The sequence below is a fragment of the Nitrospirota bacterium genome (genome assembly GCA_030645475.1).
Taxonomy (GTDB): Bacteria; Nitrospirota; Nitrospiria; order Nitrospirales; family Nitrospiraceae; genus Palsa-1315.
In genome coordinates this window covers 1-26788 of record JAUSMA010000058.1, presented here as the reverse complement: position 1 = coordinate 26788, position 26788 = coordinate 1, and the positions used below count along the sequence as shown (strand labels likewise).

General features: G+C 58.5%; 33 protein-coding genes. 17 read left to right on the top strand and 16 right to left on the bottom strand.

Annotated elements, in window-relative coordinates; genetic code table 11:
* Positions 1–4 precede the first annotated feature (4 nt).
* The 14 genes from Q7U76_09940 to Q7U76_09875 form a co-directional block, all read right to left on the bottom strand.
* Entirely contained in the window at positions 5–865 is an 861-nt protein-coding gene (locus tag Q7U76_09940; protein MDO8356697.1) for a methyltransferase domain-containing protein, read from the bottom strand.
* A 52-nt stretch (positions 866–917) separates the two neighbouring features.
* Positions 918–1178 carry a MoaD/ThiS family protein gene (locus Q7U76_09935; GenBank protein MDO8356696.1) on the bottom strand — a complete coding sequence of 87 codons (261 nt, stop codon included), beginning with the start codon at positions 1176–1178 and terminating at the stop codon, positions 918–920.
* Positions 1175–2332: a glycosyl hydrolase gene (locus Q7U76_09930; protein ID MDO8356695.1), complete on the bottom strand. Its 1158-nt coding sequence runs from the start codon at positions 2330–2332 to the stop codon at positions 1175–1177. The genes Q7U76_09935 and Q7U76_09930 overlap by 4 nt, the downstream gene beginning before the upstream one ends.
* Before the next feature lie 20 nt (positions 2333–2352).
* The gene (locus Q7U76_09925) at positions 2353–2787 is read right to left on the bottom strand and encodes a hypothetical protein (protein ID MDO8356694.1); all 435 of its coding nucleotides are present in this window, start codon (positions 2785–2787) and stop codon (positions 2353–2355) included.
* Positions 2788–2860: 73 nt separating this feature from the next.
* Positions 2861–3463: a DUF1579 domain-containing protein gene (locus Q7U76_09920; GenBank protein MDO8356693.1), complete on the bottom strand. Its 603-nt coding sequence runs from the start codon at positions 3461–3463 to the stop codon at positions 2861–2863.
* A 15-nt stretch (positions 3464–3478) separates the two neighbouring features.
* Complete coding sequence (locus tag Q7U76_09915; protein ID MDO8356692.1) at positions 3479–4006, bottom strand: SRPBCC family protein; 528 nt, start codon at positions 4004–4006, stop codon at positions 3479–3481.
* Positions 4007–4015: 9 nt separating this feature from the next.
* Positions 4016–4447 (bottom strand): YciI family protein, encoded by a 432-nt coding sequence (locus Q7U76_09910; GenBank protein ID MDO8356691.1) that lies wholly within the window; start codon positions 4445–4447, stop codon positions 4016–4018.
* A gap of 48 nt (positions 4448–4495) precedes the next feature.
* The gene (locus tag Q7U76_09905; protein ID MDO8356690.1) at positions 4496–4933 is read right to left on the bottom strand and encodes a VOC family protein; all 438 of its coding nucleotides are present in this window, start codon (positions 4931–4933) and stop codon (positions 4496–4498) included.
* 71 nt (positions 4934–5004) lie between these two features.
* Complete coding sequence (locus tag Q7U76_09900; protein MDO8356689.1) at positions 5005–5379, bottom strand: YciI family protein; 375 nt, start codon at positions 5377–5379, stop codon at positions 5005–5007.
* Positions 5380–5415: 36 nt separating this feature from the next.
* Positions 5416–5772, bottom strand: coding sequence for a YciI family protein (locus tag Q7U76_09895; GenBank protein MDO8356688.1), 357 nt, complete (start codon positions 5770–5772; stop codon positions 5416–5418).
* A gap of 38 nt (positions 5773–5810) precedes the next feature.
* Positions 5811–6221, bottom strand: coding sequence for a VOC family protein (locus Q7U76_09890; GenBank protein ID MDO8356687.1), 411 nt, complete (start codon positions 6219–6221; stop codon positions 5811–5813).
* Between the two features lie 143 nt (positions 6222–6364).
* Positions 6365–7630: an RNA polymerase sigma factor gene (locus tag Q7U76_09885; protein ID MDO8356686.1), complete on the bottom strand. Its 1266-nt coding sequence runs from the start codon at positions 7628–7630 to the stop codon at positions 6365–6367.
* A gap of 15 nt (positions 7631–7645) precedes the next feature.
* A complete protein-coding gene (locus tag Q7U76_09880) occupies positions 7646–8986 on the bottom strand; it encodes an SCP2 sterol-binding domain-containing protein (protein MDO8356685.1) in 1341 nt (446 codons plus the stop codon).
* Between the two features lie 62 nt (positions 8987–9048).
* Positions 9049–9633, bottom strand: a complete 585-nt coding sequence (locus Q7U76_09875; GenBank protein ID MDO8356684.1) for a TetR/AcrR family transcriptional regulator — start codon at positions 9631–9633, stop codon at positions 9049–9051.
* Between the two features lie 479 nt (positions 9634–10112).
* On the opposite strand from Q7U76_09875, the gene Q7U76_09870 reads away from it, so the two are divergent.
* The 9 genes from Q7U76_09870 (at position 10113) to Q7U76_09830 (ending at position 17201) form a co-directional block, all read left to right on the top strand.
* On the top strand, positions 10113–10364 hold the full coding sequence (locus tag Q7U76_09870) for a hypothetical protein (protein MDO8356683.1): 252 nt from the start codon (positions 10113–10115) through the stop codon (positions 10362–10364).
* 291 nt (positions 10365–10655) lie between these two features.
* Positions 10656–11300 (top strand): hypothetical protein, encoded by a 645-nt coding sequence (locus Q7U76_09865; protein ID MDO8356682.1) that lies wholly within the window; start codon positions 10656–10658, stop codon positions 11298–11300.
* 15 nt (positions 11301–11315) lie between these two features.
* Positions 11316–12329: a methyltransferase gene (locus Q7U76_09860; GenBank protein ID MDO8356681.1), complete on the top strand. Its 1014-nt coding sequence runs from the start codon at positions 11316–11318 to the stop codon at positions 12327–12329.
* 32 nt (positions 12330–12361) lie between these two features.
* Entirely contained in the window at positions 12362–13270 is a 909-nt protein-coding gene (locus Q7U76_09855) for a hypothetical protein (GenBank protein MDO8356680.1), read from the top strand.
* Positions 13267–14052, top strand: a complete 786-nt coding sequence (locus tag Q7U76_09850; protein ID MDO8356679.1) for a transporter — start codon at positions 13267–13269, stop codon at positions 14050–14052. The genes Q7U76_09855 and Q7U76_09850 overlap by 4 nt, the downstream gene beginning before the upstream one ends.
* Before the next feature lie 58 nt (positions 14053–14110).
* The gene (locus Q7U76_09845) at positions 14111–14845 is read left to right on the top strand and encodes an FAD-binding oxidoreductase (protein ID MDO8356678.1); all 735 of its coding nucleotides are present in this window, start codon (positions 14111–14113) and stop codon (positions 14843–14845) included.
* A 9-nt stretch (positions 14846–14854) separates the two neighbouring features.
* Entirely contained in the window at positions 14855–15574 is a 720-nt protein-coding gene (locus Q7U76_09840; protein ID MDO8356677.1) for an SDR family oxidoreductase, read from the top strand.
* Positions 15571–16839, top strand: coding sequence for a TCR/Tet family MFS transporter (locus Q7U76_09835; protein ID MDO8356676.1), 1269 nt, complete (start codon positions 15571–15573; stop codon positions 16837–16839). The genes Q7U76_09840 and Q7U76_09835 overlap by 4 nt, the downstream gene beginning before the upstream one ends.
* 47 nt (positions 16840–16886) lie before the next feature.
* On the top strand, positions 16887–17201 hold the full coding sequence (locus tag Q7U76_09830) for a hypothetical protein (protein ID MDO8356675.1): 315 nt from the start codon (positions 16887–16889) through the stop codon (positions 17199–17201).
* Positions 17202–17238: 37 nt separating this feature from the next.
* On the opposite strand, the gene Q7U76_09825 is transcribed toward Q7U76_09830, so the two are convergent.
* Positions 17239–17532, bottom strand: coding sequence for a GIY-YIG nuclease family protein (locus Q7U76_09825; protein ID MDO8356674.1), 294 nt, complete (start codon positions 17530–17532; stop codon positions 17239–17241).
* Positions 17533–17843: 311 nt separating this feature from the next.
* Here Q7U76_09825 and Q7U76_09820 point away from each other — a divergent pair, with 311 nt between their 5' ends.
* Entirely contained in the window at positions 17844–18638 is a 795-nt protein-coding gene (locus Q7U76_09820; GenBank protein MDO8356673.1) for a methyltransferase domain-containing protein, read from the top strand.
* A gap of 168 nt (positions 18639–18806) precedes the next feature.
* Here the strand turns inward: Q7U76_09820 and Q7U76_09815 are convergent, their stop codons facing one another.
* Positions 18807–20393, bottom strand: coding sequence for a heme peroxidase family protein (locus Q7U76_09815; GenBank protein MDO8356672.1), 1587 nt, complete (start codon positions 20391–20393; stop codon positions 18807–18809).
* A gap of 423 nt (positions 20394–20816) precedes the next feature.
* Here Q7U76_09815 and Q7U76_09810 point away from each other — a divergent pair, with 423 nt between their 5' ends.
* The 7 genes from Q7U76_09810 to Q7U76_09780 all read left to right on the top strand — a co-directional run bounded on the left by Q7U76_09810 (position 20817) and on the right by Q7U76_09780 (position 26370).
* Complete coding sequence (locus tag Q7U76_09810) at positions 20817–21041, top strand: DUF2892 domain-containing protein (GenBank protein ID MDO8356671.1); 225 nt, start codon at positions 20817–20819, stop codon at positions 21039–21041.
* A gap of 123 nt (positions 21042–21164) precedes the next feature.
* The gene (locus Q7U76_09805) at positions 21165–22835 is read left to right on the top strand and encodes a SulP family inorganic anion transporter (GenBank protein ID MDO8356670.1); all 1671 of its coding nucleotides are present in this window, start codon (positions 21165–21167) and stop codon (positions 22833–22835) included.
* Between the two features lie 96 nt (positions 22836–22931).
* Positions 22932–23312: a PilZ domain-containing protein gene (locus Q7U76_09800; GenBank protein MDO8356669.1), complete on the top strand. Its 381-nt coding sequence runs from the start codon at positions 22932–22934 to the stop codon at positions 23310–23312.
* A gap of 331 nt (positions 23313–23643) precedes the next feature.
* A complete protein-coding gene (locus Q7U76_09795; protein MDO8356668.1) occupies positions 23644–24093 on the top strand; it encodes a hypothetical protein in 450 nt (149 codons plus the stop codon).
* 132 nt (positions 24094–24225) lie between these two features.
* Positions 24226–24999, top strand: a complete 774-nt coding sequence (locus tag Q7U76_09790) for a CBS domain-containing protein (protein MDO8356667.1) — start codon at positions 24226–24228, stop codon at positions 24997–24999.
* A 108-nt stretch (positions 25000–25107) separates the two neighbouring features.
* Entirely contained in the window at positions 25108–25467 is a 360-nt protein-coding gene (locus tag Q7U76_09785; protein ID MDO8356666.1) for a hypothetical protein, read from the top strand.
* Positions 25468–25845: 378 nt separating this feature from the next.
* A complete protein-coding gene (locus Q7U76_09780; protein MDO8356665.1) occupies positions 25846–26370 on the top strand; it encodes a hypothetical protein in 525 nt (174 codons plus the stop codon).
* Positions 26371–26788 lie beyond the last annotated feature (418 nt).

The following is a 26788-nucleotide window of genomic DNA, read 5'->3' as shown; positions in this document are numbered from 1 at the left end:
GAGGTCAGAGGGGTTTGCGCGCTGTGACAATCCGCACAGCCATCGGGAATACGATGCGGCCACCGCGTATATAGTTGGATGCGGCCTGAGTGATGCGCTGCTTGACGTCTTGTTTCTGCGCGTTAGTCAGCTTGGCCATCAAATTTTGGACCGGCGCGGCGATTTCCATCAGGCTGGTGTAGTACTCCTCAGCCGACGCATAGGACCATTCCGCAAGGAACTCCTGATCGGTCACATCGATCAATCCTACCTGCTGAAAGATTCCGGCGAGCTCGCCCGGTTTGGCCAATCTGAAAATCCCCGGGGCGGCTGGATCCGGCGGTGGCAGCTCGATGACTTGTTTGATGGCGGCCATCGAGAGTCCGATCGAAGGATTCTTTTCCGGCACGGACCAGACAGCTGCTGCGACCCAGCTTCCGGGTTTCAGAACCCGTCCAATCTCTGATGCGGCTTTGGGAATCTCAGGGAGAAACATCAGGCAGAAGCGACTCGTCATGGCGTCGAACGAGTTGGGCTCAAACGGCAGCGTCGTGACGTCGCCGGTTTTGAAGGAGACGTTGGTCAGGCCGAGACGCTTGGCTTTTCGATCGGCGGCAGCCAGCATATGCTCGGCGAGATCTATGCCGACCACGCTGCCGGATGCTCCGACAGTTTGGGCGCCCAGCAGGGCGGGGTAGCCGGTTCCGGAGCCGAGATCGAGGACGCGGAGACCCGCGCGAAGGCGGGCGTCGGCGATGAGCCGATGGTTCAGAAAGGCCATCTGCTCGTCGAACACGCGATCCCACTTTTCCCAGCCGCCGGCGACACGGTTCCAATCCTGACGTTGACCCTCGATGAGTTGCTGTGCGGTCGGTTGTGGAGCCATGGGTTACCTCTCTCCGTGTGACGAATGACCATTGACGAACGACGAGTCCGACTTATCCGCCGCTGAGGGCGCAGACGATGTAGATCCGATCCTCAGGCTGAAGCGGTGCAGTCAGGTGCGAGAGCTGTTGGTCGTTCACGAAAATTCTGATGTGCGGTCTGATTGTATCCTGTTCCGTGATGATGCGGAATCGAATGCCAGGATAGCGTTGATCCAATGCCGACACCATATCCGCCAGCGTCCGGCCTTCAGCCTCCACCTCAGCCTTCTGCTTCGTATAGGACCGCAAGGCGCTGGGGATATGGATCGTCATCGTCCGAGTGCGACCGCTTCGACCGAATAGATTTCGGGCAGATGCCTGGCGATGCAGGCCCAGGTCGCCCCCTCGTTCCGGCTCGCCCAGATCTCACCCTGCGTCGTGCCCACATAGAGCCCGACGGGATCATGTGCGTCGCGGGTCATGGCCTGACGTTTCACCGTCCACCAGGCGCCCGACTTCGGGAAGCCTTTGTCTTGGCGCGTCCAACTCTTGCCGGCGTTCTTAGTCGTAAACGCGGCGGGCTTGCCACCGGGACTCACGCGCGGCCACACCGTCGATCCGTCCATGGGAAAGACCCAGGCCATGTCCGCATTACGCGGGTGCAGGACCATGGGGAATCCGATATCGCCGGTTTTCTTGGGCATGTTCTTGCCGATCCGTACCCAGGTATTCGAAGGCCGGTCGAGGCGGTAGATGCCGCAGTGGTTCTGCTGATAGAGCCGGTCCGGATTGCTGGGACAGAGCCGGACGCAATGGGGATCGTGGAAGGTGACGACGGCGGGATCGAGCCCCTCCACGATGTCGAGTCCCTGCACCAGAGGCACGAAGGTCTTGCCGCCATCGACAGATTCATGCACGCCTCCGCCGGACATGGCGAAGTAGAGATGTGTGGGATCGCGCGGGTCCACGAGGATCGAGTGCAGCTTCGGGCCGTCCGGCGTGCCGTCCTGCACCGTGCCCATCCACTCGCGGTATTGCGGATCGTCGTTGATAGAGGAAAACGGCTTCCACGTGACCCCTCCGTCATCGGAACGGAAGAGGCCCTGCGGCGAGGTGCCGGCGTACCAGGCGTTCGGTTCGTTCGCGTGGCAGGGCGTCAGCCAGAAGGTGTGACCCACCGATCGGCCCTTCTCGCTTTCGTGAAGTTTGGGAAAGGCCGGCGGAGCCGGCGATTCCTTCCAGGTTTTCCCGGCATTGGTGGAACGATAGAGCGTCGGTCCCAGATGCCCTGTACTGGCCGCCATCAACATCGTGCGGCGGTCCCGCGGGTCGCACACGACGTGATGGATGATGTGGCCGAGGAAGATCGGAGCCGAGAGTTTCCATGTCCGCCTCGTCCGGTCGCTCTTCAGTGTGAATGCGCCTTTTCTGGTGCCGATCAACAAGGTGACGGCCCCGCTACTGGCTGGTGCGGTCGACAGTTTCATTACCGGCCTCCGATCGACGACTACTTCAAGGTTTGTAATGTCTCTCGCAATTCTTTCAACTCGGTGCTCAGGAGATCCAAATGCTGGTCGCGCTGCGGTTGCTCGTCTTTGAACTTCCACAGCCGACCAAATATGGCGCTGAGTTCTTTTTTGTGCGTTTTGGCCAGGTCGTATGCCGGCGTTTTCGACTGTGCCTCGGTTACCCCGCAGAAGGAATCCATGAGGGCGTGGAGCTGGTTGTGAAGGTCATCGAACGCGGTATCGACGCCCTTGCCGCCCTTGGCTTTCGCCGCCGTGGCTTCTATCATATTTGTCAAATTGATCATCGTCTCGACGCCGCTTGCGCCTTTGGCCTGCGTCGCGTAGTCGCCCGCACGAGGATAGAATAGATAACTACAGCCACTGAGCCCGGTCAGCATCAGGGCCAATGCCAACATGCCAATCGTCCGTTGCATAAGAAGCCTCCTTAGGTAAACGTGTAAGGTCTCTAGTCAAGCATGTCGGCCTATCCAGGTCAATGCTGTGGCATCACGATTTCCTGGTATAGACGATCTCGAGGAACTTCATTTCCTTGCCACCATGGCCGTGCGTCCCGTACATCTCGAACGTTTGGTTGTTGGCGTCCTGGATCTTCCAGACCGCGCGATGGGACATCTTGCCGCCGCCCGGCTCAGGGTGCGACCCTTTCAACGTGATGGTCTTGCCGTCGGCGCTGGCCGTGCCCTCCATGAAGAAGATCCCGGTTCCCATGGTGTCGATCCAGGCGGTGACATATTTCTTGGTCACGTTGTCGTATCCGTCGATCCCGATACCGGAGAAGGGCTGCCCCATCATCTGGGCGTTGTATTCCTGGTAGAGAAATCGTCCATCCAGCAGCATTTTTGTTTCCGCGGTTCCGGTGGATTCCGTCGGCGGCTTGCCCGGTTCCATCCATTCTTTGGTCTGCGTCGTCCAGCTTCCGGCCAGACTGGCAAACAACTTGTGCGGCTCGCCGGGCTGGGCCAGCTTCTTCCAGAGCTCCATCATTGCCTGCTGGTCCATCGGCTTTTCGTGTTTCTTCTCTTTGGCGAGGGCCGGCGAGACGGTCAGCATCAGGCACAGAGTTGTGATAGCGAGATTCATGATACGCATGGCGGCCTCCTTGGTTTATTTCTCAGCCAATTGTTTCAGATTGGCCAAGCCGGTTTCAAAGTCTTTTCCGACCATCTTGTCCATGCCCATCACCAGATCCATGACCTTCATGATGAAGGGCTGCGGGCCATGCATGGCCCAGGTCACGCTTGTCGCAGACTCGCTGCCTTCCACGGTGAATTCCGCTTGGTTATGGGCTTCAAACGGTTTCAGAAAGTCGAGCTTGATTACGACCCGTGATGAAGGAACTGTGCTGATGATCTCCATGCGTCCTGTACCGACATCGTTATTGCCGTCCCAGTCGAGCGCGGCGCCCGCCCCCTGAGGCGCGCCGCTATAGGATTTCTTCATCGCCGGGTCCATCTTTTCCCAGGGCGACCAGGAGGCCCACTGATGCAGATCTTGGATGAGTCCGAAGACATTCTCCGGCGGAGCCGCGATGGTTGCCGTCCGTTGAACCCGGAACGTATCGGGCTTGGTCGCAGCATACATGAGAGCGGCTGAGATGAGGCTCACGGCGAGGATCAGGATGTTCTTCAGCATGACTCCCTCCTACTTGTTGTGCGCAGTCTGCGCCCGGACCTGCTCCTCTTGCTCCTTCAACTCAGGCGTGAACTCAGCCCCGAAGTCTTCCGCTTCGAAGACTTGACGCAGTTCAATCTCGCCTTCGTTGCCGTCGCCGGCCGGATTCTGGCAGCGCGTGATCCATTCGATCGCCTCGTCCTTCGACTGCACTTGCCACAGCCAATAGCCGGCAATGAGCTCCTTCGTCTCAGCGAAGGGACCGTCGATAAGGGTGCGCGTGGTTCCTGAAAATTTCACGCGAGTGCCTGTGGAGCTGGGCTGAAGGCCTTCGCCTGCCAGTAGTACCCCGGCGTTCATGAGTGCTTCGTTAAACTTCCCCATCTCCGTCAGTAACTGTTCGCTCGGCATGACGCCCGCCTCAGAATTCTTCGTGGCTTTGACCAGAACCATGAATCGCATCGTGAGCCCTCCTCGTACGCAAATCAGTCGAATGTATTCGTGACGACTCTATGGGTGTTCATAGGCCTGCTGGAGTCCTTGGATATCGATCTTGTCCATCTGCAGCATGGCCCGCATGACTCGGTCGGATTTCGCGTCATCCTCATCCTGCAACAGCTCGCCCAATATAGATGGGATAATTTGCCACGACACCCCGAATTTGTCTTTTAGCCAACCGCAACGTCTCGGTTCACCTCCGGCCGAGAGCGTTTCCCACAGCTCATCGACTTCCTCCTGGGTTTGGCAATCCACGAAGAAGGAGATGGCCTCGGTGAAGGGGAATTGCGGGCCGCCGTTTAAGGCTATGAACTGTTGCCCATTGAGATGGAATGTGGCGGACATCTTCGAGACGCTGTCGATCTTCGAATCCTTGAAGATCGACGTATAGAACCTGGCGGCCTCTTCGGCTCTGCCGTCAAACCATAAGAACGGAGTGATTGTGGGCATGGCGGTTGCTCCCTTGCATCGAGTCACATCTCGCAAGAAACGGTTTTGTATCTGGATGTAATCCTCTGAGCTCAGCACCTTCCCGCTGCGGGCAATCCCGTGATCTCGATCAGCGGCCTTACCTCGACGGTTCCAATCCTCGCTCCAGGAACCCGAACGGCGACCCCGACCGCCTCGCTGAGACTCCGCGCGTCGATCAGGAAATAGCCTGCGATCTGCTCGCGCGTTTCGATGAAGGGGCCGTCGGTCACGAGCGGTTTGCCCTCGCGTACTTTCACAATCACTGCGGTACCAGCCGGATGGAGCGGCGAGGCATGGACGTATTGTCCTGCGGCATGAAGCTGATGGGTCAACTCGATAGAGTCGGCGAGCAGTGCCTGTCGCGTCTCTTTCTCGATCTTTTCGAACGCCTCTTCGTCATGATGCACGATCAACAAGAATTTCATGGTATGACTCCCGGCATGATCGCGATCGTTCGCTGATTACGCACAGCCGTCTTCTTTTAGCGGCCGCACCTCGATGCTCCCGTACTGGGCTGCGGGAAACTTCGAGGCGATCCGTACAGCATCGTTCAGGTCTTTGACGTCGATCAGCAAGTAGCCGCCCAGCTGTTCCTTCGTTTCGGCAAAGGGCCCATCGGTTGTGGAGACTTTTCCCCCTCGCACCCGCACCGTCGTGGCGGTTTCTACCGGGTGCAGAGGCGAAGCCGCGATGAACTGGCCGTTCTTCTGCAGCTCACCGCAGTAGGCCATGGACTCGTTCGAGAGCGCGACCCGCTCGTTTTGGGGTATGGCGTGGAGTGTTTTCTCTTCAAGGTAGATTAGGCAGAGGTATTTCATGGCATGTTTCCTATGAGTGATCCGTGGATCTGTCTTCGTTATGCAGCCCGCTCGTTCGGTTCCCAGAGGGCGAAGACGTTATGTTCCGTGTCCTCGCAGATGGCGAAATAACCCATGTGTGGCACCGCGGTCTTCGGCTTGCAAACCGTGCCGCCGAGTTTCTGGACTTTGGCCAGGGCCTTGTCCACCGATGGGACGGTTACGTAGACCGTAATGGTGTGCCCGGGATGCATGCGGGGTAAGAGCCCGCCGTCCGGCGAGGCATCCTTTCCGCCGGTGTCGATGTGCCAGTAGTCGGCGATGGCCGCGGACAACTTCGCAAATTTCCAACCGAATAACGACGTATAGAACTTTTTTGCCCGTTTCAGATCGTCTGCGGGAACGTCAAACCAGCAGACATTTGCCGCCTGCAGGGGCTGCTTCACCTTTTTCTTCGTCGGCTTCGCCATGGCATCCTCCAATGAGTCCTTCATCCTGCTGTCATGAGATTGTCGCTGGGAGATCTCAAAATCGACATCGCCTCAACCTTCTTGGAATGGACAAGGATTAGTCCATCTGAATCAAGTGCTTACGAGCCTGCATCCAGATGTGTCTAGCCGATTGAACTCGTCAAATCGGCCAGCCGTTTTTCCAGAAACCGCCGCTCCGGTTCCTGCTGTGTCAGGCTCAGGGCTCGTTGGTAAGAGGTGCGGGCCTCTTTCGTCCGTCCCAGCCGCCGGCAGAGATCCGCTCGCGCGGCATGGGCCAAGTGATAGGCGTCCAGATCGCCTCTCTTCAGAATGGCATCGACCAACTCCAGACCGGCGAGCGGATCATCGCGCATCGCCACGGCGACCGCGCGGTTGAGTTCGATGACCGGCGAGGGTTCTGCTCGGAGTAAGAGACTGTAGAGTTCGACGATCTGCTGCCAATCCGTTGCGGCGGCGGTCGGGGCTTGTGCATGTACGGTTGCGATCGCAGCTTGAACGGTATAGGGTCCGACCTGGCCTATCGAGAAGGCCCGCTGCACCAACGCTACGCCCTCTGCAATCTGCTCACGATTCCAAAGCGACCGATCCTGATCTTCCAAGAGAATCAGTTCGCCAGTGGCTGAGGTGCGAGCGGCCCGCCGTGAGTCTTGCAAGAGCATGAGCCCCAGCAGTCCCAGTACCTCTGCGTGCGGGATCAGTGTGGTCAGGACTCTCGTCAGACGAACGGCCTCCCCACTGAGATCGTGACGTGTGACTGCGTCGCCAGATGAGGCAGAGTAGCCCTCGTTGAAGACGAGGTAGACCACTCGGAGCACGGCGTCCAGTCGATCGGGCAATTCTGTTTCGGACGGCACTTCGTAGGGAATGCGGGCGTCGCGGATTTTGTTCTTGGCCCGCACGATGCGCTGCGCGACGGTTGGGGGCTTGATCAAAAATGCGCGCGCAATTTCTTCTGTGGTGAGGCCGCAGACTTCGCGCAATGTCATGGCCATCTGTGCTGCCGGTGCCAAGGCCGGATGGCAACAGGTGAAGATCAATCGGAGCCGGTCGTCCTCGACATGCTCGTCCTCTTGTGGCTCGGCATCGAGCCTCGTTGTCAGTTCCGGTTGTTTGGCGAGCTCCGCGACCGATGCATCCAGTCGGGCGCGGCGTCGCATGCCGTCGATGGCCTTGAAACGACCGGTTGAGACGAGCCAGGCTCTGGGATTGGCGGGGATACCTTCCCGTGACCATTGTTCGACGGCAATGGCGAAGGCTTCGTGCATCGCCTCTTCGGCTACGTCGAAGTTGCCCAGTAGGCGGATCAAGGTGGCCAGCACCTGCCGCGATTCCGTGCGGTAGATCGCCTCCACCGTTTCACGTGCCTGATTGGAAGCGTCATCGGCCATGGCAATCGATCTCTTTCACGACGGAAAACATTTACCAAACGTCATTAGCAGCTTCGGCGAGCCGGTGAGACGAATCGTGCGTATCAGCAAGGCCCAGATGAGGCTGCCTTCTTTGCGTACAAACCGAAGCCATGTCTGGCTGTCGGCGGTGAGGCGCAGATGCGGGGTGCCAATATGACCGTCCTGCACTGAGATGTTCTTGTTGCGAATAGTAACTGTGGCTTGCCGCGTTTCGGCACCGGTGAAGCTAAAGTGATACGTCGCGTCGAGACCCTCTGCTTTCCCTCGTTGAAAGGCGTGGGGAAGGCCGGCCAGGAACTGCTCGATGGAGGAGGGGCGAAGGCCGTTGCCGACCCGTCGAACGGTCTTCTGGGGAAAGCGCTTGGCCACGTGCGATTCGGCATCGGACTCTGGCACGACGTAGATCGGCTCGATCTTGTCCTGGAGCGGTGTCACGACATCGGCGGTGAAGGCCTTACGATTAGCCAAGAACGGCGGAATGACTTCCTCTCCAGCGGGACAGACGGCGAGACAGTAGGCCGCTTTGTAATTGGCGCCGAAGGACAGACTCTGCCACATGGAGGTGGTTTCGGCGTCGCTGACTTTCTGCCGGTATACCGTCGCATTTGGGCTGTCCGCGATCCGTTCGACCCAATCGGTAAAGCCACCCATAAACTCCCGGTAGTTGTGCGTGTAGCAGGCGGAGAAATCGAAGTGGCCGTCGGCCCCGATGGCGCCTGTCGGGCAGGCCGCCACGCAGAGTTTGCATTCGAGACAGGGGTTGTAGGCGATGGGGCTGTCGTAGGCGCTGATCTCGGCATCCAGCACGATGGTGCCCAAGAGCATGAAATTGCCGAACTTTGGATGAATGACATTCCGGTGAATGCCCATCTGGCCGAGTCCAGCTTCTACTGCGATCGGTTTGTGGGAGATCACCCAGATTTTTCCGGGAAATCTGTCCATTTCCATCGGGAATCCCATCGAGGGGTTCAAGGCTCGCACCCCGCGAGCCTCAAGTGCCTCCACGATGGTTCGGGCGATGTCATTCACGCGATCGCCTGCATGATGAAACTCTAGGTTGGCGATTGACCGAGCCGGATTGCGAATCGGTTCGCGGTTCATCCGCACGACGAAACTGATGAAGGACTTAGTCTGCGGGAAGAGGTGAAGGATATCGTCGCGTTGATCGCCCAGAGCCGGTCGTTCCAGCTCCACAAAGCCCACGTCGTCGGCCCCTGTATCGAGACAGAGCTTCCGGAGCAATTCCGCATTCAATGTGCTCGCTGAAACCTGGGTAGATCGGTGGGAGAGTTTTCCTCGGACCAGTTGGACCGTTGGGTGATCATCCAGCGGCATGGGCATTCCTCCAGTCATCGGTCACGAGCGAGCATTCCGAACAGATCAAAAAGAGATGTTGTTTAATCCAAAATCGACAATGCCGTCTCCGCAGTCTGTCTCACTACGTCGGCCGGCGTGCCGGCTTTGATCATGACGATGGTGCCTTGCATCATCGTGACCAGGACCCGAGCCAGCGCACGAGGGTCTTTGTGTTTCGCAAGTTCTCCCTCGTGCTTCGCGCGCGCGAGCAGCTGAAAGAAGCCCTCTTCCGCCATCTGCAGCCGTCCCGACACTTTCAGGGCGATGTCTTTCTCATGTGGCCCCAGTTCTACCAGCGTGTTGGTCATCATGCAGCCTCGGCGTAACGGATCGGAGAGGCCGAATTCCAGCATGGCGCCGATGAACTGGCGAATGAGAGGAAGTGCCGGGCCCGGCTGGCTCAAGATGGAGAGCCTGTTGCCGATGCCGCCGCCGGAGCAATAGAGGTCCATGGCCCTCAGGAATAGTTCGCGTTTGTCGCCGAAGGTGGCGTAGAGGCTCCCGCGATTGATGCCCATCGCGTTGAGCAGATCTTCCATCGAGGTGGCTTCATAGCCCTTGTGCCAAAAGACCTGCATGGCCTTCTCAAGCGCCTCATCCGGGTTGAATTTTTTTGGGCGAGACATGCGATGTCCATCCTCTTCTCACGCGAAAGGACCATATCACATATTGGAACGATCGGTCAATAATGGATACGTGAAGATCGCGGCATGCTGCTGTCAGTGGAAGACTTATGCGTGTGGGTAATTTTCGCAATGTACATGGCGCAAGGGCCTACGTAGTTTTAGGGAACCCTTTTGTTTTCTATACAATCGCGCTCGCGTTGTATTACAACGTCACAGTTGCCGAAAGCCGACAATCCGGATGGGAGAATGCCGGGCAGGGGCGATGTCATTCGTTGTAGAGGTGGAGTTCGCGCATGAAGCAGATCTTGGAGTACGTACGGTCGTTTGGGAAATCGTTGCTGCGGAAGGCAGGCGTGCCAGCAGTCGAGCACGCGATGCATGATATCTCCTGGCAGAGTAGACCTGTTCTTCGAGTTGAGCGTCGACGGGAAACTCGAAACCAGAGAGTGAGTCCCTGTACCTATGGTTTGATGCGTTCGGTGGATCGTGATGGTGTGGTACTCGAAGAGGGGCATGGCACGGCAGTGAGCGACAGTCCGACCGGACTGCGGCTCCTGCTCGGCGTCGCTCCAACCAAAGGGCAGCTCTTGGAAATCCAAACCGGCAACTCAGCGATCAAGAACGCAGTCTGTTTGGCAGAAGTCTGTTGGACGAAACCCCTGAGACAAGAATCGCAGGGCGCGCTCTACCTCGTCGGCTGTCGTATAAATTTCGGTAGCACGCACGTGTGAGGCCATTCGGGAGGCCTTCCCATCTGTGACCAGCCCACCTCTCTTTCCTCCATCACTCTGATCCCGATGCCTCTAAAAATCGTATGCGTGATCGAGGTGTACTCCTTCCTGCTTCAGGCTCGGCAGAGTCTCGTGCTGTTGTCCCATGGGAACCAAGCATGTCATACGCTTGAGCTGCAGAGGATTGTCTCGAAGAGATCTCTATAGCGCGGCATGATATTGCCTCCTCCTCTTCCATTCGGATAGGCTTTCCGACAGATGGATCAATGTGAAACGCGAAGGGGAAGCGTCATGCCTGACAGACGGCAAGTCATCGAGCATATTCGACAGGCCTTTCGCGAGACAGAGCGTCCCTGTGACGCCTTTCTGCAGGACAGCCACGAGGGCTGTGAGCCGGGCGAGTCGGTTGTCCCGTTTATGGGCATCGCCGATTGGTCACAGCTTGATCCTGCGATTCTGGATACGAGCTATACCGCGCTCAGTTTTTTCTCCGAAGGGGGCTTCAGGTATTTCCTCCCGGCCTATCTGATCGCAGACCTTGAAGCGCGGTTGCAGACTGCCGATCCGGTGTTTCATCTCACGAATGGTTTTTCAGACAGGGTCCTCAAGATTCCTGCGGGGCAACGAATCTATGAGAAGAGGGTTGGCAAATCGGCGTTTGTGAATCCGCAGCGGTATGGGGCGATGACCTGGCGGGATCATGCGCGTTGCCAGCTCTCCGTCTTCACTAGAGAGGAAGCCGAGGCCATCGTGGCCTACCTGGAATATAAACGGGACCAGGATTCCCACGGGCTCAATGCACAAGAGATCAATGCAGCCCTCGACGGTTTCTGGCGTGACCGGGCTGTAGCGGGACCCACTCAGCAAGCCATCAGGCAGCATCTCAAGGAAGAAGCCGACTATCTCAACGATATCGGGGGTGGAACGAATGGATAGGAAAGGAGCGATTCAATGGCGACAGGCCGACTGACTCCGGCGAAGATCATGCAACTCGGGATGGGGTTTTGGGGATCGAAGACGCTTCTCAGCGCGATTGAGCTCGGGCTCTTTACGGAACTCGCCAAAGGACCGCTAGATGAGGGGGCATTGACGAAGCGGCTCCAACTCCATCCTCGCAGCGCGAAGGACTTTTTCGATGCGTTGGTGGCTCTCGGCATGTTGAAGCGGACTGGAGCGAGGTACGCAAATACGCCGGAGACAGCTAAGTTTCTGGATCGATCGAAGTCTTCGTATGCCGGCGGTATCCTCGAAATGTGTAACGCACGGCTCTATCCATTCTGGGGTTCGCTGACGGAGGGCCTTCGCACCGGCAAGCCGCAGAACGAGGTGAAGACAGGCGAGGACTTTTTCGGTACCTTGTATGCCGATCCTCAACGGTTGGAGGGGTTCCTCAAGGCCATGACCGGCTTGAGCATCGGCACCGCACAGATCATTGCCAAGAAGTTTCCCTGGAAAAAATATAAGACGTTTGTGGATGTCGGTTGTGCGCAAGGCGGCGTCGCGGTTGAGATCGCGCTCGCGCACAAACATCTGACGGGCGGGGGGATGGATCTGCCGGTCGTGCAGCCGGTGTTCGAGGCCTACGCGCGGGAACGGGGCGTCGCGCAGCGGCTGCGCTTTCACTCTGGAAATTTCTTCAACGACCCCTTGCCGACGTGCGACGTGATCATCATGGGGCATATCCTTCACGACTGGAATCTGGACGAGAAGAGGCTGCTCCTCCGCAAGGCCTATGATGCGCTGTCGCCGAAGGGTGCGATCATTGTTCACGAAGCCCTCATCGACGACGCGCGGAAACAGAATGCGTTCGGGCTGCTCATGAGCCTCAACATGCTCATCGAAACGCCCGGCGGATTCGACTTCACCGGTGCGGACTGCCGAACGTGGATGAAAGAAGCCGGGTTCAAGCGGACGCAAGTCGCCCGGTTGGCCGGACCGGATGGCATGGTCGTGGGATTTAAGTGAGCGATACATGGGCCAGCAGCGCCACTTTCCTAATGATTGCGGCAACGACTCTCGCTCTGACTGCCTGTAGCCAGTTCGAGCCGCGAGACAAGCGGTTCTACTACCGGGCGCTGTGGAACTTCTCGCTGCGCGAGGATCTGGCTGAACTCGACAGCGAGTTCAACGGGGTCGATTTCGGCCATTCCAATCTGTACGAAAATCTCCTCCTGACAGGCGGCAAGGATGTCCTGGCTATCGAAGACCGGGCCCGCAAAGAAACGCTGGCCTTCATCGCCACCAAGCCCCGCATCAATCCTAACGAGGAGGCCATCGCTCCGACCTACATGAAGCTGGCCTGGCGCGCGCAGAATACCTTCGACGAAGCCCATGCCCTGCATCGCGCCACCTACGACATCATGGCTTCGGATGAGCCAAACAAAGACCGCGCCATTCGAAACGTGCTGGCGTACTACCAGGAGAGCGCCTACGCCATCACGGCCAAGCGGCTGGACCATCACCGCCTTGATCGGTTTCCCTATTCCAAGACGTTCCGCAACCGGTTCCCGCTTTTCAATGCCACGATCTGGTCGTACCACTATCTGCAAGTCGCCGTGTACGATCCCTTGCAGGCCGCACCCGATCTCGCAGCGAAGACGCAGGCGGTGCGGCCTATTCTCACGACCTATCGCCGCTATCTTGAGCAGCCGCCTGTGGCATGGACTTTCATGCCGCTCACGGCCGAATTGAGTCCTTCGTTTGCTGCCCGTTATCCGGAGATCGCCAACATCTTCGACAACCTCCATATGTTGCACGACAACATCAGCGACATCCTCGCGAGCGAACAGTTGCCGACCTGGGACGCGAAGCGGACCGAGATCTACCGTATTCTGAATGCCTATTACCTGGCGAGCGCGGATGCGACCAATCCCATGATTGTGAAGGAGCAGGAGCACCACCATTGAATCAGCCGGTCCTACGCGCCATCAGACCGTTCGTCGTGCTCCTGCTGGGGCTATGGCCTCTGCCGAGCTTCGCCCTGGATCACGACAATCTCGACCCGAACAGGCCGATCGGGATGGAAGACGCCTATGCCATCCCAAAAGGGGAAATCGGGATGGAGAGCGGCGTCCGCTTCAACGATCGGCGGGAGGGCCGTACGCGTGTCACTTTCCAACCGCAGATCATCTATGGTGCCTTCGACAACGCACAGATCGAAATCCAGGGCGACCTCGTCACCGAGCCGAACACCCTCGTCGGGGCCACCAAGTCCGGAGACCTGCATCTGGGTCTGCTCTATAACTTTAATACGGAAACAATCACTCTGCCGGCCTTCGCCGTCCGCGTTGAGACGGATCTCCCCACCGGTGTGAACTCCAAAGGCGTGGATACCCAGATGACCGGCATCCTCACCCGCTCGTTCGGGCGGCTCCGCGCGCACCTCAATGCGGGTTACACGATTCTGGGCTCGCCACAGGGGCAGGAGCGGCCGGGGGTCTATCGTGCGGTCGCAGCCGTGAGTTACCCCTTAGGGTATCCCGACAGTTTCCGCGACACGCTGATCGTCAGCCTGTACACGAGGCAGTCGGACCAGCGCGGCCAACGCAACAACACGGGATGTGAAATCGGCCTGCGCCATCAGCTCACCTCGCGCGTCGTGCTCGACGCGGGGCTCGGCACCGAATTCTATGGACCGACCGATCGCGCCGCGCTGCTGGGAACGGCGGGCGTCTCGGTCGGATTCTGATCCTTGTGGGAGGACCCATCTGGCGGATCTTTTCCTCATCCTGCTAGAATCTTCCGCCATGTCGGTCGAAACCTTTACCGCGCAAGTCGAGTCGGTCACGCATCTCACGCAGGACGTGTGCGAGCTTGATTTGCGATTGATCGAGCCGAAGTCCATCACGTTCAAGCCCGGTCAGTTCATCTCCTTCGAGATGCCGCATCCGCAGACCGGTCGTCTCATGACGCGGGCCTATTCTATCGCCTCGCAGCCCAGCCGCTCCGACGTCATTACCCTGCTGTTCAATCTCGTGCCGGGCGGAGCGGGCTCAGGATTTCTGTTCGACCTCAAGGTGGGGGATAAGACATCCTTTAAGGGACCGGCGGGGAGTTTCTATCTGAGAGAGGATCCGGGGCGCGATTTCCTGTTCATCGCCAGCGGCACCGGTATCACGCCGATCCGGTCTATGTTGCTGGCGAATGCGGAATGTCCCGATCCGAGACCGGCCACTTTGTTCTGGGGCCTGCGCAGCCAGCGGGACCTGTATTATCAGCATGAGTTGGCCGAATTGGCTAAACGGAATCCGACTCTTACCGTCGTCACGACATTGTCCCGTCCCGAACCTGGCTGGTCGGGTCCCTCAGGCCGCGTTCTCAGATTGATCGAAGAGCGAATCGCGTCAGTCAAGGATCTGGCCGTCTATCTCTGTGGGAATAGCGCCATGATCGCCGAGGCCAAGGCATTGCTGCAGCAAAAAGGCCTCTGCCCCATCTACCGAGAAAAGTACTATGACGATACAGGCGCACCGGAGGATTAAAGCAATCACATGCACCGGCTCAAAGACAAAGTCGCGATTGTGACTGGCAGCAGCAGCGGCATCGGCAAGGCGATCGCACTACGGTTTGGGGCCGAAGGGGCGAAAGTCGTCGTGACGGCTAGGCGGATGGCGCTCTGCGAACAGACGGTCGTACAGATTGTGAAAAGTGGTGGCGAGGCTTGGGCTATTCAGACCGACGTGGCCGATGAGCGCCAGGTGGAACGGCTGGTCCATGAGACGGTCACGCGTTATGGGCGGCTCGACATTCTCGTGAACAATGCAGGGGGCATCGCGGGCGGGCGGCTCGCCGAAACGACGACCAAGGCGTTTGACGAGGTCTTGAACGTGAATCTGCGCGGCACGTTTTTTTGTTGCCGGGCGGGATTCACACAGATGAAGCAGCAGGGCGGAGGCACCATCATCAATATGTCGAGCGTCGCCGGATTACAGGCCTGGGCCGGCACCGGTGCCTATAGCGCCTCGAAGCACGGGGTTCAGGCGTTGACAAAATCGCTGGCCGACGAAGGCCGGCCCCATCACATTAAAGTCAGTGCCATCTGTCCCAGCGGCGTGGCAGACGAACTCGTCGATGCGCCGCCGGATGAGATTCTCCGGAGCGAGAAGATCGATCCCTTCGATATTGCGGAGACCGCCGTCTACTTGGCGACCTTGGGGAAATATTCCGTGGTGCATCAGATCGTTATCGATCGACTGGGCGCCGACTGGTGACGATCGCTCCATCTGTTACACCGACTCAGCCGCGGCAAGCCGCGATCCTCTTCATCCTCATCACCGTCATGCTCGACGTGCTCTCGTTCGGGATCATCATTCCCGTCTTGCCGAAGCTCGTCGAGGACTTCATGGGGGGCGATACGGCGCAGGCGGCCGTGATGTACGGCCTCATGGGCACGGCCTGGGCGCTCATGCAGTTCGTCTGTTCGCCGATTCAAGGCGCGCTCTCGGATCGTTTCGGGCGGCGGCCGGTCGTGCTGCTGTCGAATCTCGGCCTCGGCCTCGACTACATCTTCATGGCACTCGCGCCGAGCGTGACCTGGCTCTTCGTGGGTCGGGCCATTTCCGGCATCGCCTCATCCAGCTTCAGCACCGCCGGCGCCTATATCACCGATGTGACGCCGCCGGAGAAACGAGCCGCCGGCTTCGGGATGATCGGTGCGGCTTTCGGCTTAGGCTTTGTGCTTGGCCCTGCAGTGGGCGGTTTGCTTGGGGTGATCGACCCGCGTCTCCCGTTCTGGGGCGCAGCGGCGACCAGCCTGGTGAACGCCTGTTACGGATTTTTCGTTCTGCCTGAATCGCTCCCGCGCGAGAAACGTATGGCCTTTGCATGGAAGCGGGCCAATCCGGTCGGCTCGCTCGTACTCCTCCGGTCGCACCGCGAACTCTTCAGCCTGGCAGCCGTCGTGTTCCTCGGCTATCTCGCGCATGCGATCTTGCCCAGTGTTGCTGTGCTCTATGTGGGGTATCGCTATGGCTGGGATGCGACAGCGATCGGCTTCATGCTGGCCGGGTCCGGTGTCAGTACGATGCTGGTGCAGGGTGTCCTGATCAAGCCTCTGACTAGGTGGGTCGGGGAGCGCAGGACCTTGCTGATGGGATTGGGCTGCGGAGCCATCGGGTTTTCGGTATATGGTTTTGCACCCAACGGGTGGATCTATTGTGCTGGTATTCCGGTCATGGCCTTCTGGGGCATGGCTGGTCCGTCCGCGCAGTTCTTTATGACCCGCCGCGTGAGCGCCTCGGAACAGGGCCAGCTCCAAGGGGCCATTGCGAGCCTCTCCGGTATCGCCGGTCTCATCGGACCAAGTCTCTTCACGCAAACCTTCGCCTTCTTCATCCGTTCAGACTCCTCTCTCAGCACTCAGGATTCAACGCTCAGCACGTCCCTGCATTTCCCCGGCGCGCCGTTTCTGCTCGCGTCCGTTTTATTGCTGCTTGCCATGGCACTGGCCTGGAGGGCCACGAGGCCAGCCGATTGACAGCGATTTGAGCGGCCAGTAGTCTAAGAACAGAAGGAGGATTCATCATGCCCATTCTTCTTGCTCTGTTTCTCGTCCTTGCCGTTGTCACTCCATCACAAGCCGCAGAGGAAGCTCAGCCGGCCGCCACCACTGCGGTCAAGGCCGATGTGATGTATTGGGAAGGCGATGAAGTCATTGTGAAGGAGGTCTCCGGTCGGGAACTGCGCTTGCGCGTGACCGCGGAGACGAAAATCACGGGCGTTGCGGGCGGACGATTGAAAACCGGCGACAAGGTCGCGGCACAGGTTGCGTCCGACGGGCATGCCCTTTCGATTGCGGTACAGATTCCAGACGGCGGGATGGCCCCCGGGCCACGCTGACCGGCAGTCTGTCGAGGCGGTAGTGGTGTCTGCCGGGTTATCGGATCGTTTTCTGCTGAGGGGTGGCGCGGCATCGTTCGGTCTGGGGCTGAGCGGCGATCAGTGCCAGTTTGTCTCCTCTCCGGAGTGATTTGATCGCGGCCTCACGTGTCAGCGCCGCGCCTTTGCTGTCCTGATGCTCGGTATATCGTACGGTGACCGGACCGCGGTGTTTCGTGTATTTGGCGCCTTTGCCTGTCCCATGTTCTTCCACTCGCCGCGCGAGATCGTTCGTGATGCCGGTATAGAGACTGCCGTCCGAGCATTCCACGATATAGACGACCCACGTCATGCCGATGATTCCATTGTGTGCCAGGCGTTGGCCGACGATAGTATCGTGGAAATAGAGAGCGCGTCAGCCTGTGAAGTCGATTGTATCAGGGTGATGGTCGATCTGCAGAAAAGAGCCAGTGCTCAGGTGTTTCGAGGTCGGAGGTTGGAAACCTAGCCGAGCTCATGACGAGGTCACGGGTCTGGTTTCTCAAATAATAGCTCGTCTTGTCGGTGCAGCAGGTCGTTCCTGCGACTATCCGTTTGTCAATTTTTTGCGTATGCTCTTTCTTGTCGCAGGCTAGTGCTCGTCACGGGTATCGCGGGGGTTATATGACAGAACCGGAGTACGTCTTTCATCGAGTCGAAGATCAACGGGAACTGGAGCGGCTTCGCGCCATCGAGCGGGTGTTCGATCCGGCGAGTCGGCGGCGATTGCTGGCCGCTGGCGTACAACCAGGCTGGAGATGTTTGGAGGTGGGGCCCGGGGCCGGGTCGGTTCTCAGTTGGATGAGCAACGTGGTTGGGGCGACAGGGCGAGTGGAAGCAGTCGATCTCTCCACCAAGTTTCTGCCAGGTGCATGGCCGTCGAATGTGGCGGTGCGGCAAGGCGACATTCGTACGATACCGCTGGGCGACGCGTCATTCGATCTCGTCCATGCCCGGTACGTGCTCATCCATCTGCCTGACTTTCAAGTGGCGTTGTCGCGGATGCTCGCATCCCTCAAACCGGGCGGATGGCTGATATTGGAAGAGCCTGATTTTTCTGCTTCGCGAGGCGTGATGGGCGAGCTCACGCAGATGGAGGCGGTGCATAGAGTCAACCAGGCCATCAAGGTGATGTATGACGCATTGGGGATGGACTATGCGCTGGGGCTTACGTTGCCCTCGCTCTTGCAGCACAGAGGTGTGACCGGGCTGATGGTGGAGAATGACGCGCCCCTCTCCTCCGGCGGGTCCGGTATGGCGACGATCATGAAGATGTCGGCGCTGCAATTACGCGAGAAATATCTGGCAACCGGCGTCGTGACGGAGGAGGACCTCGACCTGTATTGCCGCTTCGCCGACGATCCTCACGCCTGGGCGATCTACTATGCCACCGTGGCGGTGAGCGGTCGGAAGCCCTGACAGGCGATACCAGGGCCTCCGGAGAATTGGATGAACGATGGTGAGTGGTGAGGAGTTGATTGCTGAGGTGGCGAGGCGTGGACCGTACGAGCATGGCACAGTGGTCGGGAGTCTTTTCTCGCCAGCACTGGGCCATGAAGACTCCCGACCGTCCCTGTGTCCCCGTCGTTAGTTCAACGGGGGAACTACCCCGGCAAACGTCAGCAGGTCGGTCATATGAAACTCGCCCGGCGTCGCAGAGGGCAATACGGGTGTCCAATGTGGCCTGGCGGACAGATAGGAGGTGTCATCGGCCTTCAAGAGACCGATAAATACTTCACCGACGATGCGGCCTCCCACAGGTCCTAAGCGAAGACCCTGTTCCATCAACTCCGCTTCTTTCAAAATATAGAACCAGAGAGGTGTGCTCCGTTCCATTCCAAAGGGCGTGAGCGCATTCAGTTGCGTCGGCGTCAACACCGGAAGTCCCATCCTTTGCGCAATCGCCTGACCGGACGGGATTCCGAAATTGACGTGGCGCATCAGATTGCGCGAGGCCAAGGACTGCACGCCGTCGGCCGGCAAGCCCGGAGCAGGTCCCCGTGAGCCGGGGAGCAACATGACGACAGTGGAGAGTGTGCCGTCGATTTGCTTATTGGGGCGGACGTTTCCATCGCCAAAGTTAAAGAACGTTTGCCAATCCACAAACCGGCGAGGCGCGCGTTTTGCGCCACGCAGGTCGCTTGGATCCGGATCGTTGGGGTCCTGGGCATCGTCGAAGAGAAACACGAAGAATGGATTGTGCCCCATATCGGGACGTCCGAAGTTGAGGCGGTAGCTGGGACGGATTTGTGAATGGCCGAACCGATAGGCCGCCACCGAAAACTCGATCGGCATCTGCGGATTGTCTCGATCGAACCGATAGAAGCGGATTCCACTATTCAATATGTCATCCACGCGCGCTTGCCCGATGGTCAGCGGCAGAAAATCGTGCAGGATGATCCATTGATAGTGCCAGCGGACCTGGCGTCGAGCCTCCCTGAACAGTTTCTCGGCTGACTCTCCGGCGTTCGTTGGGTCGGCACGGAGCCGGTCTGTTACTGCATTGTGAAACCGGAGCATCGCCACATGGAGCTGCGAGAGGATCACGTTCTCGTCGTTGCGCCTGTCTCCCAGAAACGCTGAGAGGGTATTCGGATCGCGCGGGAGATCGAATCGGATCGCTCCGTTGCGCGAGAATTGCTCGGACCCGGGGATGGCCTCGACGCGCAACTTGATGACGCCGGAACTGAGGTCATACAACTCCGGGGACCGTTCCGGCCCGCCGCCATACACACTGTCCAGATCGAACTTCGGCGTCCGAAAGTTGGTGGTCTTTTTGGGATTGGTTTTTTCGAGCAAGGGAGAGTTCGGATCGAAGGTAATATCGTGGTCGAGAAATTGGCCGAGGAACGTCATGCCCGCCGTCATATTGGGATTGTCGGGATTATTCGGACTGAACTGGGCAGGATTCGTAATCGACAACACCGGATCGCTGAGGATATCCAGGGCATCGATGAGGCCGCCTTTTTCTCCCAGCTTCTTGGCCTGGTCGCGAGCCGCATCGGTCTGCGGCGCAAAGGGAGGTAACTCAGGAAACATCCGCGTAAAGGACATCTCTCGGTCTCTTCCCCGATCCCTCTCTCCATCGTCCGCCACAGCGATACCAATGAGTGCGGTAGAACAGAGCGCCCCTGCTAGCCCGGCGAATAGAAACGTCTGACGATAATGCGGCATCCTGGCCTCCTTCCCGTTGTTTCACTCGTGCGACGATCCTGGATGTGATCATTGTCTCCCAGGGATAAACGCGGTCAAATATAGGTGAGAGCAAAAAGTAAACCACGGAGTATGTGCACGGCAGATCGTCTACTTTCCGAGCGAAAAGCGTTAGAAAAAGTCATCTTCAGAATAAGGGCTAATGGAGAACTGTATGCAAAGGTGTCCCCTGTTTGACACAATCATACACATTGGTTTCACTGCCGGAATCCATCGCCTTATATAAGTGAATCAAGATATAGACGCACCACGTCGGTTTGGCGGCTCCGCGCGGGGCAATCAGAGGCGATGCAATCTTGACAGGTTCATGTGTCGAGTCTAGCCTGATCGGCCAGGCATCGTTCGAAGACGTGTCAGAATATTATCCACCGAGGAGGGCCAAGCATGAACCAGAAGAGACGCATTCACGATGCAGTCGTGGGAATTGTCGTGACGGCTGGAGTCGCGTTGGGACATTACGTCAGCGCCCATTGGCTGATTCTGCCGGTGGTGATCGGTGTCACGCTGATTCAGAGCGGGATCACGGGTTTTTGCCCGGTCTACTTCCTGCTCGACCGTCTCCTTCCCTCCGAGGGCGCAGCTGGCTCGTCCAGTTGCTGCGCCAAGTAAGCGAATCCGTTCAGAGGTTCCGTCTGTTCCCGCTCAATGCAGTGACGGTGATGCACTGTTTTCATGGACTCTCACCACCGAGTTTGTTACGACAGGCTATAACACCTCTGGAGTCGACGCACTGTGTCCTTGATCCACGGCCTGTCCTTCAAACATCTTCGCGGTGATCTCTACGGCGGTCTCGTGGCGGCGGTGGTCGCGTTGCCGTTGGCGCTGGCCTTCGGGGTGGCATCCGGAGCCGGTGCGACCGCCGGGCTCTATGGCGCGATCTTCGTCGGACTCTTCGCCGCGCTGTTCGGCGGGACTCCGGCCCAGGTGTCCGGTCCCACCGGCCCGATGACCGTCGTCATGGCCGGGCTCATTGCGCAATTCGGACAGGAGCCGTCGCTGGCCTTTACCGCCGTCATCTTGGGGGGAGGCTTGCAGATTCTCCTTGGCCTGAGCGGCGTCGGCCAATACATCACCCTGATGCCCTATCCCGTGATTTCAGGATTCATGAGCGGGATCGGCATGATCATCATCATCCTTCAGGCCGGTCCGCTCGTCGGTCATGCGGCTCAATCGGGGGGAGTGCTCACCACGCTGGTCATGCTGCCATCGTTTGTGGCCCATCCTATCGTGGATGCGCTGGTGCTCGGTCTGGTCTCGTTGGCCTGTGTCTACGGCACACCGGAGCGGCTCGGAAAGATTGTCCCGCCACCCTTGCTCGCGTTGCTCGCAGGCACGATCCTGGGTGTTGTCGCCTTTCCAGGCGCGCCCGTCATCGGACCGATCCCGACCAATTTCCCTCTACAGGTCCTTCCCAGTCTGCATCTCGATGCGGTCAAGGTGGTGATCGGCCAAGCCATCGTGCTGGCGGTCCTTGGCAGTATCGATAGTCTGCTGACATCGTTGGTCTGCGACAACATGACCCGCACCCGCCACGATTCCAATCGCGAGTTGATCGGGCAGGGGATCGGCAACGCTGTGGCCGGTTTTTTCGGGGGGTTGCCGGGCGCCGGCGCCACGATGCGCTCCGTCGTGAATATTCGCACCGGCGGGCGGACGCCCATCTCGGGATCGTTCCATGCTCTGATCCTGCTGGTGGTGCTCCTCGGGCTCGGGCCCTTGGCGGAACGGATTCCACTTGCGGTCTTGGCCGGCATCCTTGTCAAAGTCGGCGTCGACATCATCGATTGGCGCTTCCTCAAACATGCCGTCCAAGCGCCTCGCGCGGATGTGACGATCATGGTGGTGGTCTGCGGCATGACCGTCTTAGCGGACCTGATTATGGCCGTGGCGGTCGGCCTGGTGTTGGCCAGTGTGCTGTTTGTGAAACGGATGGCGGATCTTGAATTGATGAACCTCCGGGTGATCACCGACCGGACGGGGGAATCCTCGCTCACCGAAGAGGAAGCCGCCGTACTCGGGCGCCACGAGGGCCAGATCATTCTCATCCATATCGACGGTCCGATGAGTTTTGGCTCAGCCAAGGATATGGTCCGTCGCCTTGAAGGCGTGTCGCGGTGGAGCAGTTTCCGGGTCGTCGTGCTGGACCTTTCAGATGTCCCGGCCATCGATGGCACGGCGGCTCTGGCGGTGGAGGACATGATTCGCATGGCCCAGTCCTATCACCAGCATCTGGTGCTCGTAGGGATGCAGCCAGTCGTGACCAAGGTGCTGTCGGGGCTCGGTGTGTTGCAGTTGTTGCCGCCGGACCATCACCATGCCAGACGGCTCGATGCGCTCCGGCATGCGGCGCAACTGGCCGCGCCGACTTCCGAACAACCGCATCCCCCCTCAGGCCTGCGCTAGCGAAATCATCGCGAGAGGGTTGTCCTGAAATCCACAAATCGTTTCTCGATCGGTGGGACCTTGTGTACAGTGTGCCTCAGGAAGGTGAGGGAACGTATGGGAAACGACAGCGCAGGTAAAGACAAGTTCATCAACTTTCGCGAGCATGCCAGGCTCCGCATCCCCGTCCCCTTTACCTGTTCAATCGCTCGAAAAGGCGTGACACGCTGGTTCAGCAAGGACAGCCTTGGTATCGGCGTAGTCTACGACGTCTCGATGAAGGGAGCCCGCGTGTCGAGCGAAGCCTCCATCAAACCGGGCGATCAGGTGATGGTGACCTTGCAGCTACCCAAACAGCTCGCACCGGTCGCCGTTGAACGCGCCACGGTCCGCTGGGCGAAGGAACAGACATTCGGATTGGAATTCATGCATCTGACGTTCACGGGTGCCTTGCAACTCAAGCGATTTATCGCACTTCACGCCATACCTTCCGTTTAGCCATTCTTCCAATCTGACGGGCTCACTTGCCCATTATCCCCCTTTCGTGATCACGAATCCTACGGTGAAGGAATCGCCTTGGGGTTGTAGGACGATGACTACAGCAGGAAGACCTCTGTGAAATCGACGAGATAGAGTGATTTCGATCCCGAATGGTGCAGTCGCATCCCTTCGTAGGGATTGGCCTCTCCAGTTAGAACCAGGGGGCGATACATCGAAAGGCCTGATAATCAGGCGGTCGGCTCTCTCTGCTGTGCGGTACGGTGTTTGCTCTCTTTCTTCAAGACTCACGAGGACATCCACCCCGCTCAACAAGACTGGAGGCCTGAAGATGGCGACGCAGACTCTCGACGCAATGTGTTCTCTCAGTGCGGCGATCATCGCGCAAGAACAACATGTGGAAGATCTCGATCTCCAGCAGGCCTCAGCTGTGCTGTCGGCGACGACGGTTCCGCCGGCTCGCCGTGGTGAGGCGCGCGTCGAGTATCGGTCGATGTGTACCTATGAGGTCCTCGAAGCCGATGATGACCAGTCCGTCGTGATTGAACAGGGAGAGGCCTTTGCATTGAACCGGAGCAAGGATGGAATCCTGCTGGTCATGGGCAAAGCTCCTCAGAATACACAATCGATCGAAGTCCATACCTCCCGCTTTGGATGGGGCAAGACGGTGAACGTGTTTGAGGTCCGATGGAGCAAACCCGTTCAGGTGGAGTCACTGGGATATCTGTACCTGGTTGGATGCCGCCGGACATTCGGCCCCTGTCACTACCTCGCGTTTTGACATTCTTCCACGGCTGAGACTCGCGCTCTCCTCACGAAATGCCCTTCCTATGATGTTGGCCGCTTGCCCTTGCTGATCCAGCGGAGGTAAGATCGGCCATTCTCGCCAGTTACATCATCATAAGGAGGTGCCATGGACCGGACGCGCACCACTCCCAAGAAGCCACGAGTCTCTCTTGACCGCAGCATCGAGCGATTGCGCAAGCAACTCGCCGATTTCACGCCCTATCTGGGGAAGGGCACACCGACGCGCAGCCTGGATGAATTCGATCTGGAAACAGAGCGATTGATTGCCGATCTGCTGGGGGAGACCTCCGAGTCGTTGGAGGCCTACGAATATGCAGAGGTGGGCGAGGCTGGTGGATTGGTGAATATGACGGATGAGGCGCCGGAAGGCACTGGCATGGACAGCCTGCGGCAAAGCCTCTTGCAGCGGAGCCGGGTCTTAGAAACCTGTATCTCCGAGCTGGAAGCGCGCCGATCCGACGAACCCAAGAAACACAAGACGGGTCGGCAGGTCCTCACCGGCCCTCAGGTGGCCGAACACATGTCCTTCGAAATCAGGAATGTGTCGCAAGATGCCAGCCTGCGAGACGCGGGGCAGCTGATGCAGCAATGGAAGCTGGGTTCGCTTCTCGTGACGGATCGCCAGTCCTACGTGGGCTTCATCACCGATTCGATCCTGGCCCGCGAGGTCGTTGCCAAGGGGTTGGATCCCAATACGACGCTCGTTAAATCCTGTATGCGGAATCCGCTAGTGGCGATCGATGGCGAGAAGTCTATTCTTGATGCGGTACGGCTGATGAAGAACCAAGCCACGCGGCATCTGGCCGTGACTCAGGATGGAGCGATCATCGGCGTGATTTCTGTGAGCAACATTCTTCGATACTATTCGGGAGTGATGTAACGACAGGTTGTCCGTCGTTCGTGCCATGCAGTTCATCTTGCGAGATGCCGTTCTTGTTCATGCCATCAGCGATCAGCCATTCGCTCTTATCAGAAGGGGAGGTGCGACATGGGTCCAACCAAGGCAATCGTGAAAGAGAACAGGCTCTACGAGGTGGTCGGGGGGAAGCTGATCCAGGACGGGTTCGCCAACCGGCATGAACTCGAAGACTATGTGAACCATCATTATCTGACGCTGCCGGTGGTCGATAATGCGGGCAAGCCATGGCTGCTCGATGGGAAGCCGATCTATTGTCTCCGTGGCTCGCAATACGAAACGGTGAACGATCAACGGATTCAGCTCGCACGTTGCCCGGACTGCGGTGGCATGGGAATCAGGTCAGACGAATTTACAGTCGAGTCGGATTGCATTCGTTGCACGGCTTGCGGGCATGAGTTCGATGCGCGGCTGGAGATGATGGAGACATAGGGGGATGGAGCCTGAGGGTCTTCTGTGCTCGCGCAACGCGCGGCCTCGGAAGGCCCTCGTTGGACGCGCGCAGTAGAAGATCACTCAGCCCCCATCCCTGAAGAGATCACGAGCGAGCTTTGAGGGAGCATTAGATTGCATGCTCGCGGAACGCGCACGATCAGAATGTGCTCGGTCGATGCGCGCAATAGGGGATAGAGCCAGACCACCCCTTGAGAAAAAGTACGAGCGAGCTTGGAGGGCGCAGGTATTTTTTATTCTACGCTTGTACAGAGCCTCTGGATCACACGATTACGAGGCATCGTATTGCTGTGGTGTAGCCTGTTATGGCTCCCTGGCTGCTCGACGCCGCCAGCGCCGCCTCGCAACCCCGACATCGTGCGCCAGCATGCGGACAAAGCTTTTCAACAGCTCCATGCGCAGGAGCAGTCGCAGACTCAAACTGAAACCTCTCCACAGTCTCAGCCTTCTGCCGCGGTGGACCAGTCGTCCGGGCAGGCTCCATCAAACAAGGCCGGTATCCATGTTCCCTTAGCCGAAATTCAACAATCCGACGATGGCTACGTCCGTGCAATCGGATATGGAAACCTTTCAAAGGGGCTCTCGCTCTGCCAACATTCAGCCGACCTGGCTGCACGCGTGGAACTTTCGAAACTCATCCGGGTGAAAGTCACGGAGCGGTCGACCGACCGCATCCGTGAGCGTACGGGGAAAGAGGCCGAGCAGGATATCGAAATCGTCCGCGAAGGACTGGTCAACGAGGTCCTGTCCGAAGTACGGATCGTGGACCGCACCCTACAGAAGGAAGCCGGCACCTGTGCGAGCACCGCGGTCATTCCCAAGAAAAATCTGAGCCCCACGCCGTCCACTGGCGGCAACGCCAACGTCAACAAGCCACAGTAACGAACTGCTCGCCTGGTCCTGCCTGGTAGGCGAACGACGGACCCCGCGTCTCACCGAATAGCCCATCCATCCGAGAGCTCAAATCTCTCCGACAGATGATGACCTGTTCGTAGAGCATGATCGAGCCACATCCGCACGCTTGACGGATCGCCACGGTGCCACGTAATTTTGCCGGTTCCGACCCCTGTCTAGAGTGAGGACGACATGCATACATGGGCTCCGGAACGTTACCGGACCCTCTGCAACATGTTTCTACGTTGGGAGCGAAGTTATATCCGCGCAGATTCAACTCCCCAGTGCATAACATTCAGCCGCGTCTGACCAGAGCCTGAAAGACCTCGTTGGGCGTTTTAAATCCGAGTGATTTTCTAGGTCTACGGTTGAGCAGGCGTTCGACCCTCGCCACCGTCGCCGGGTG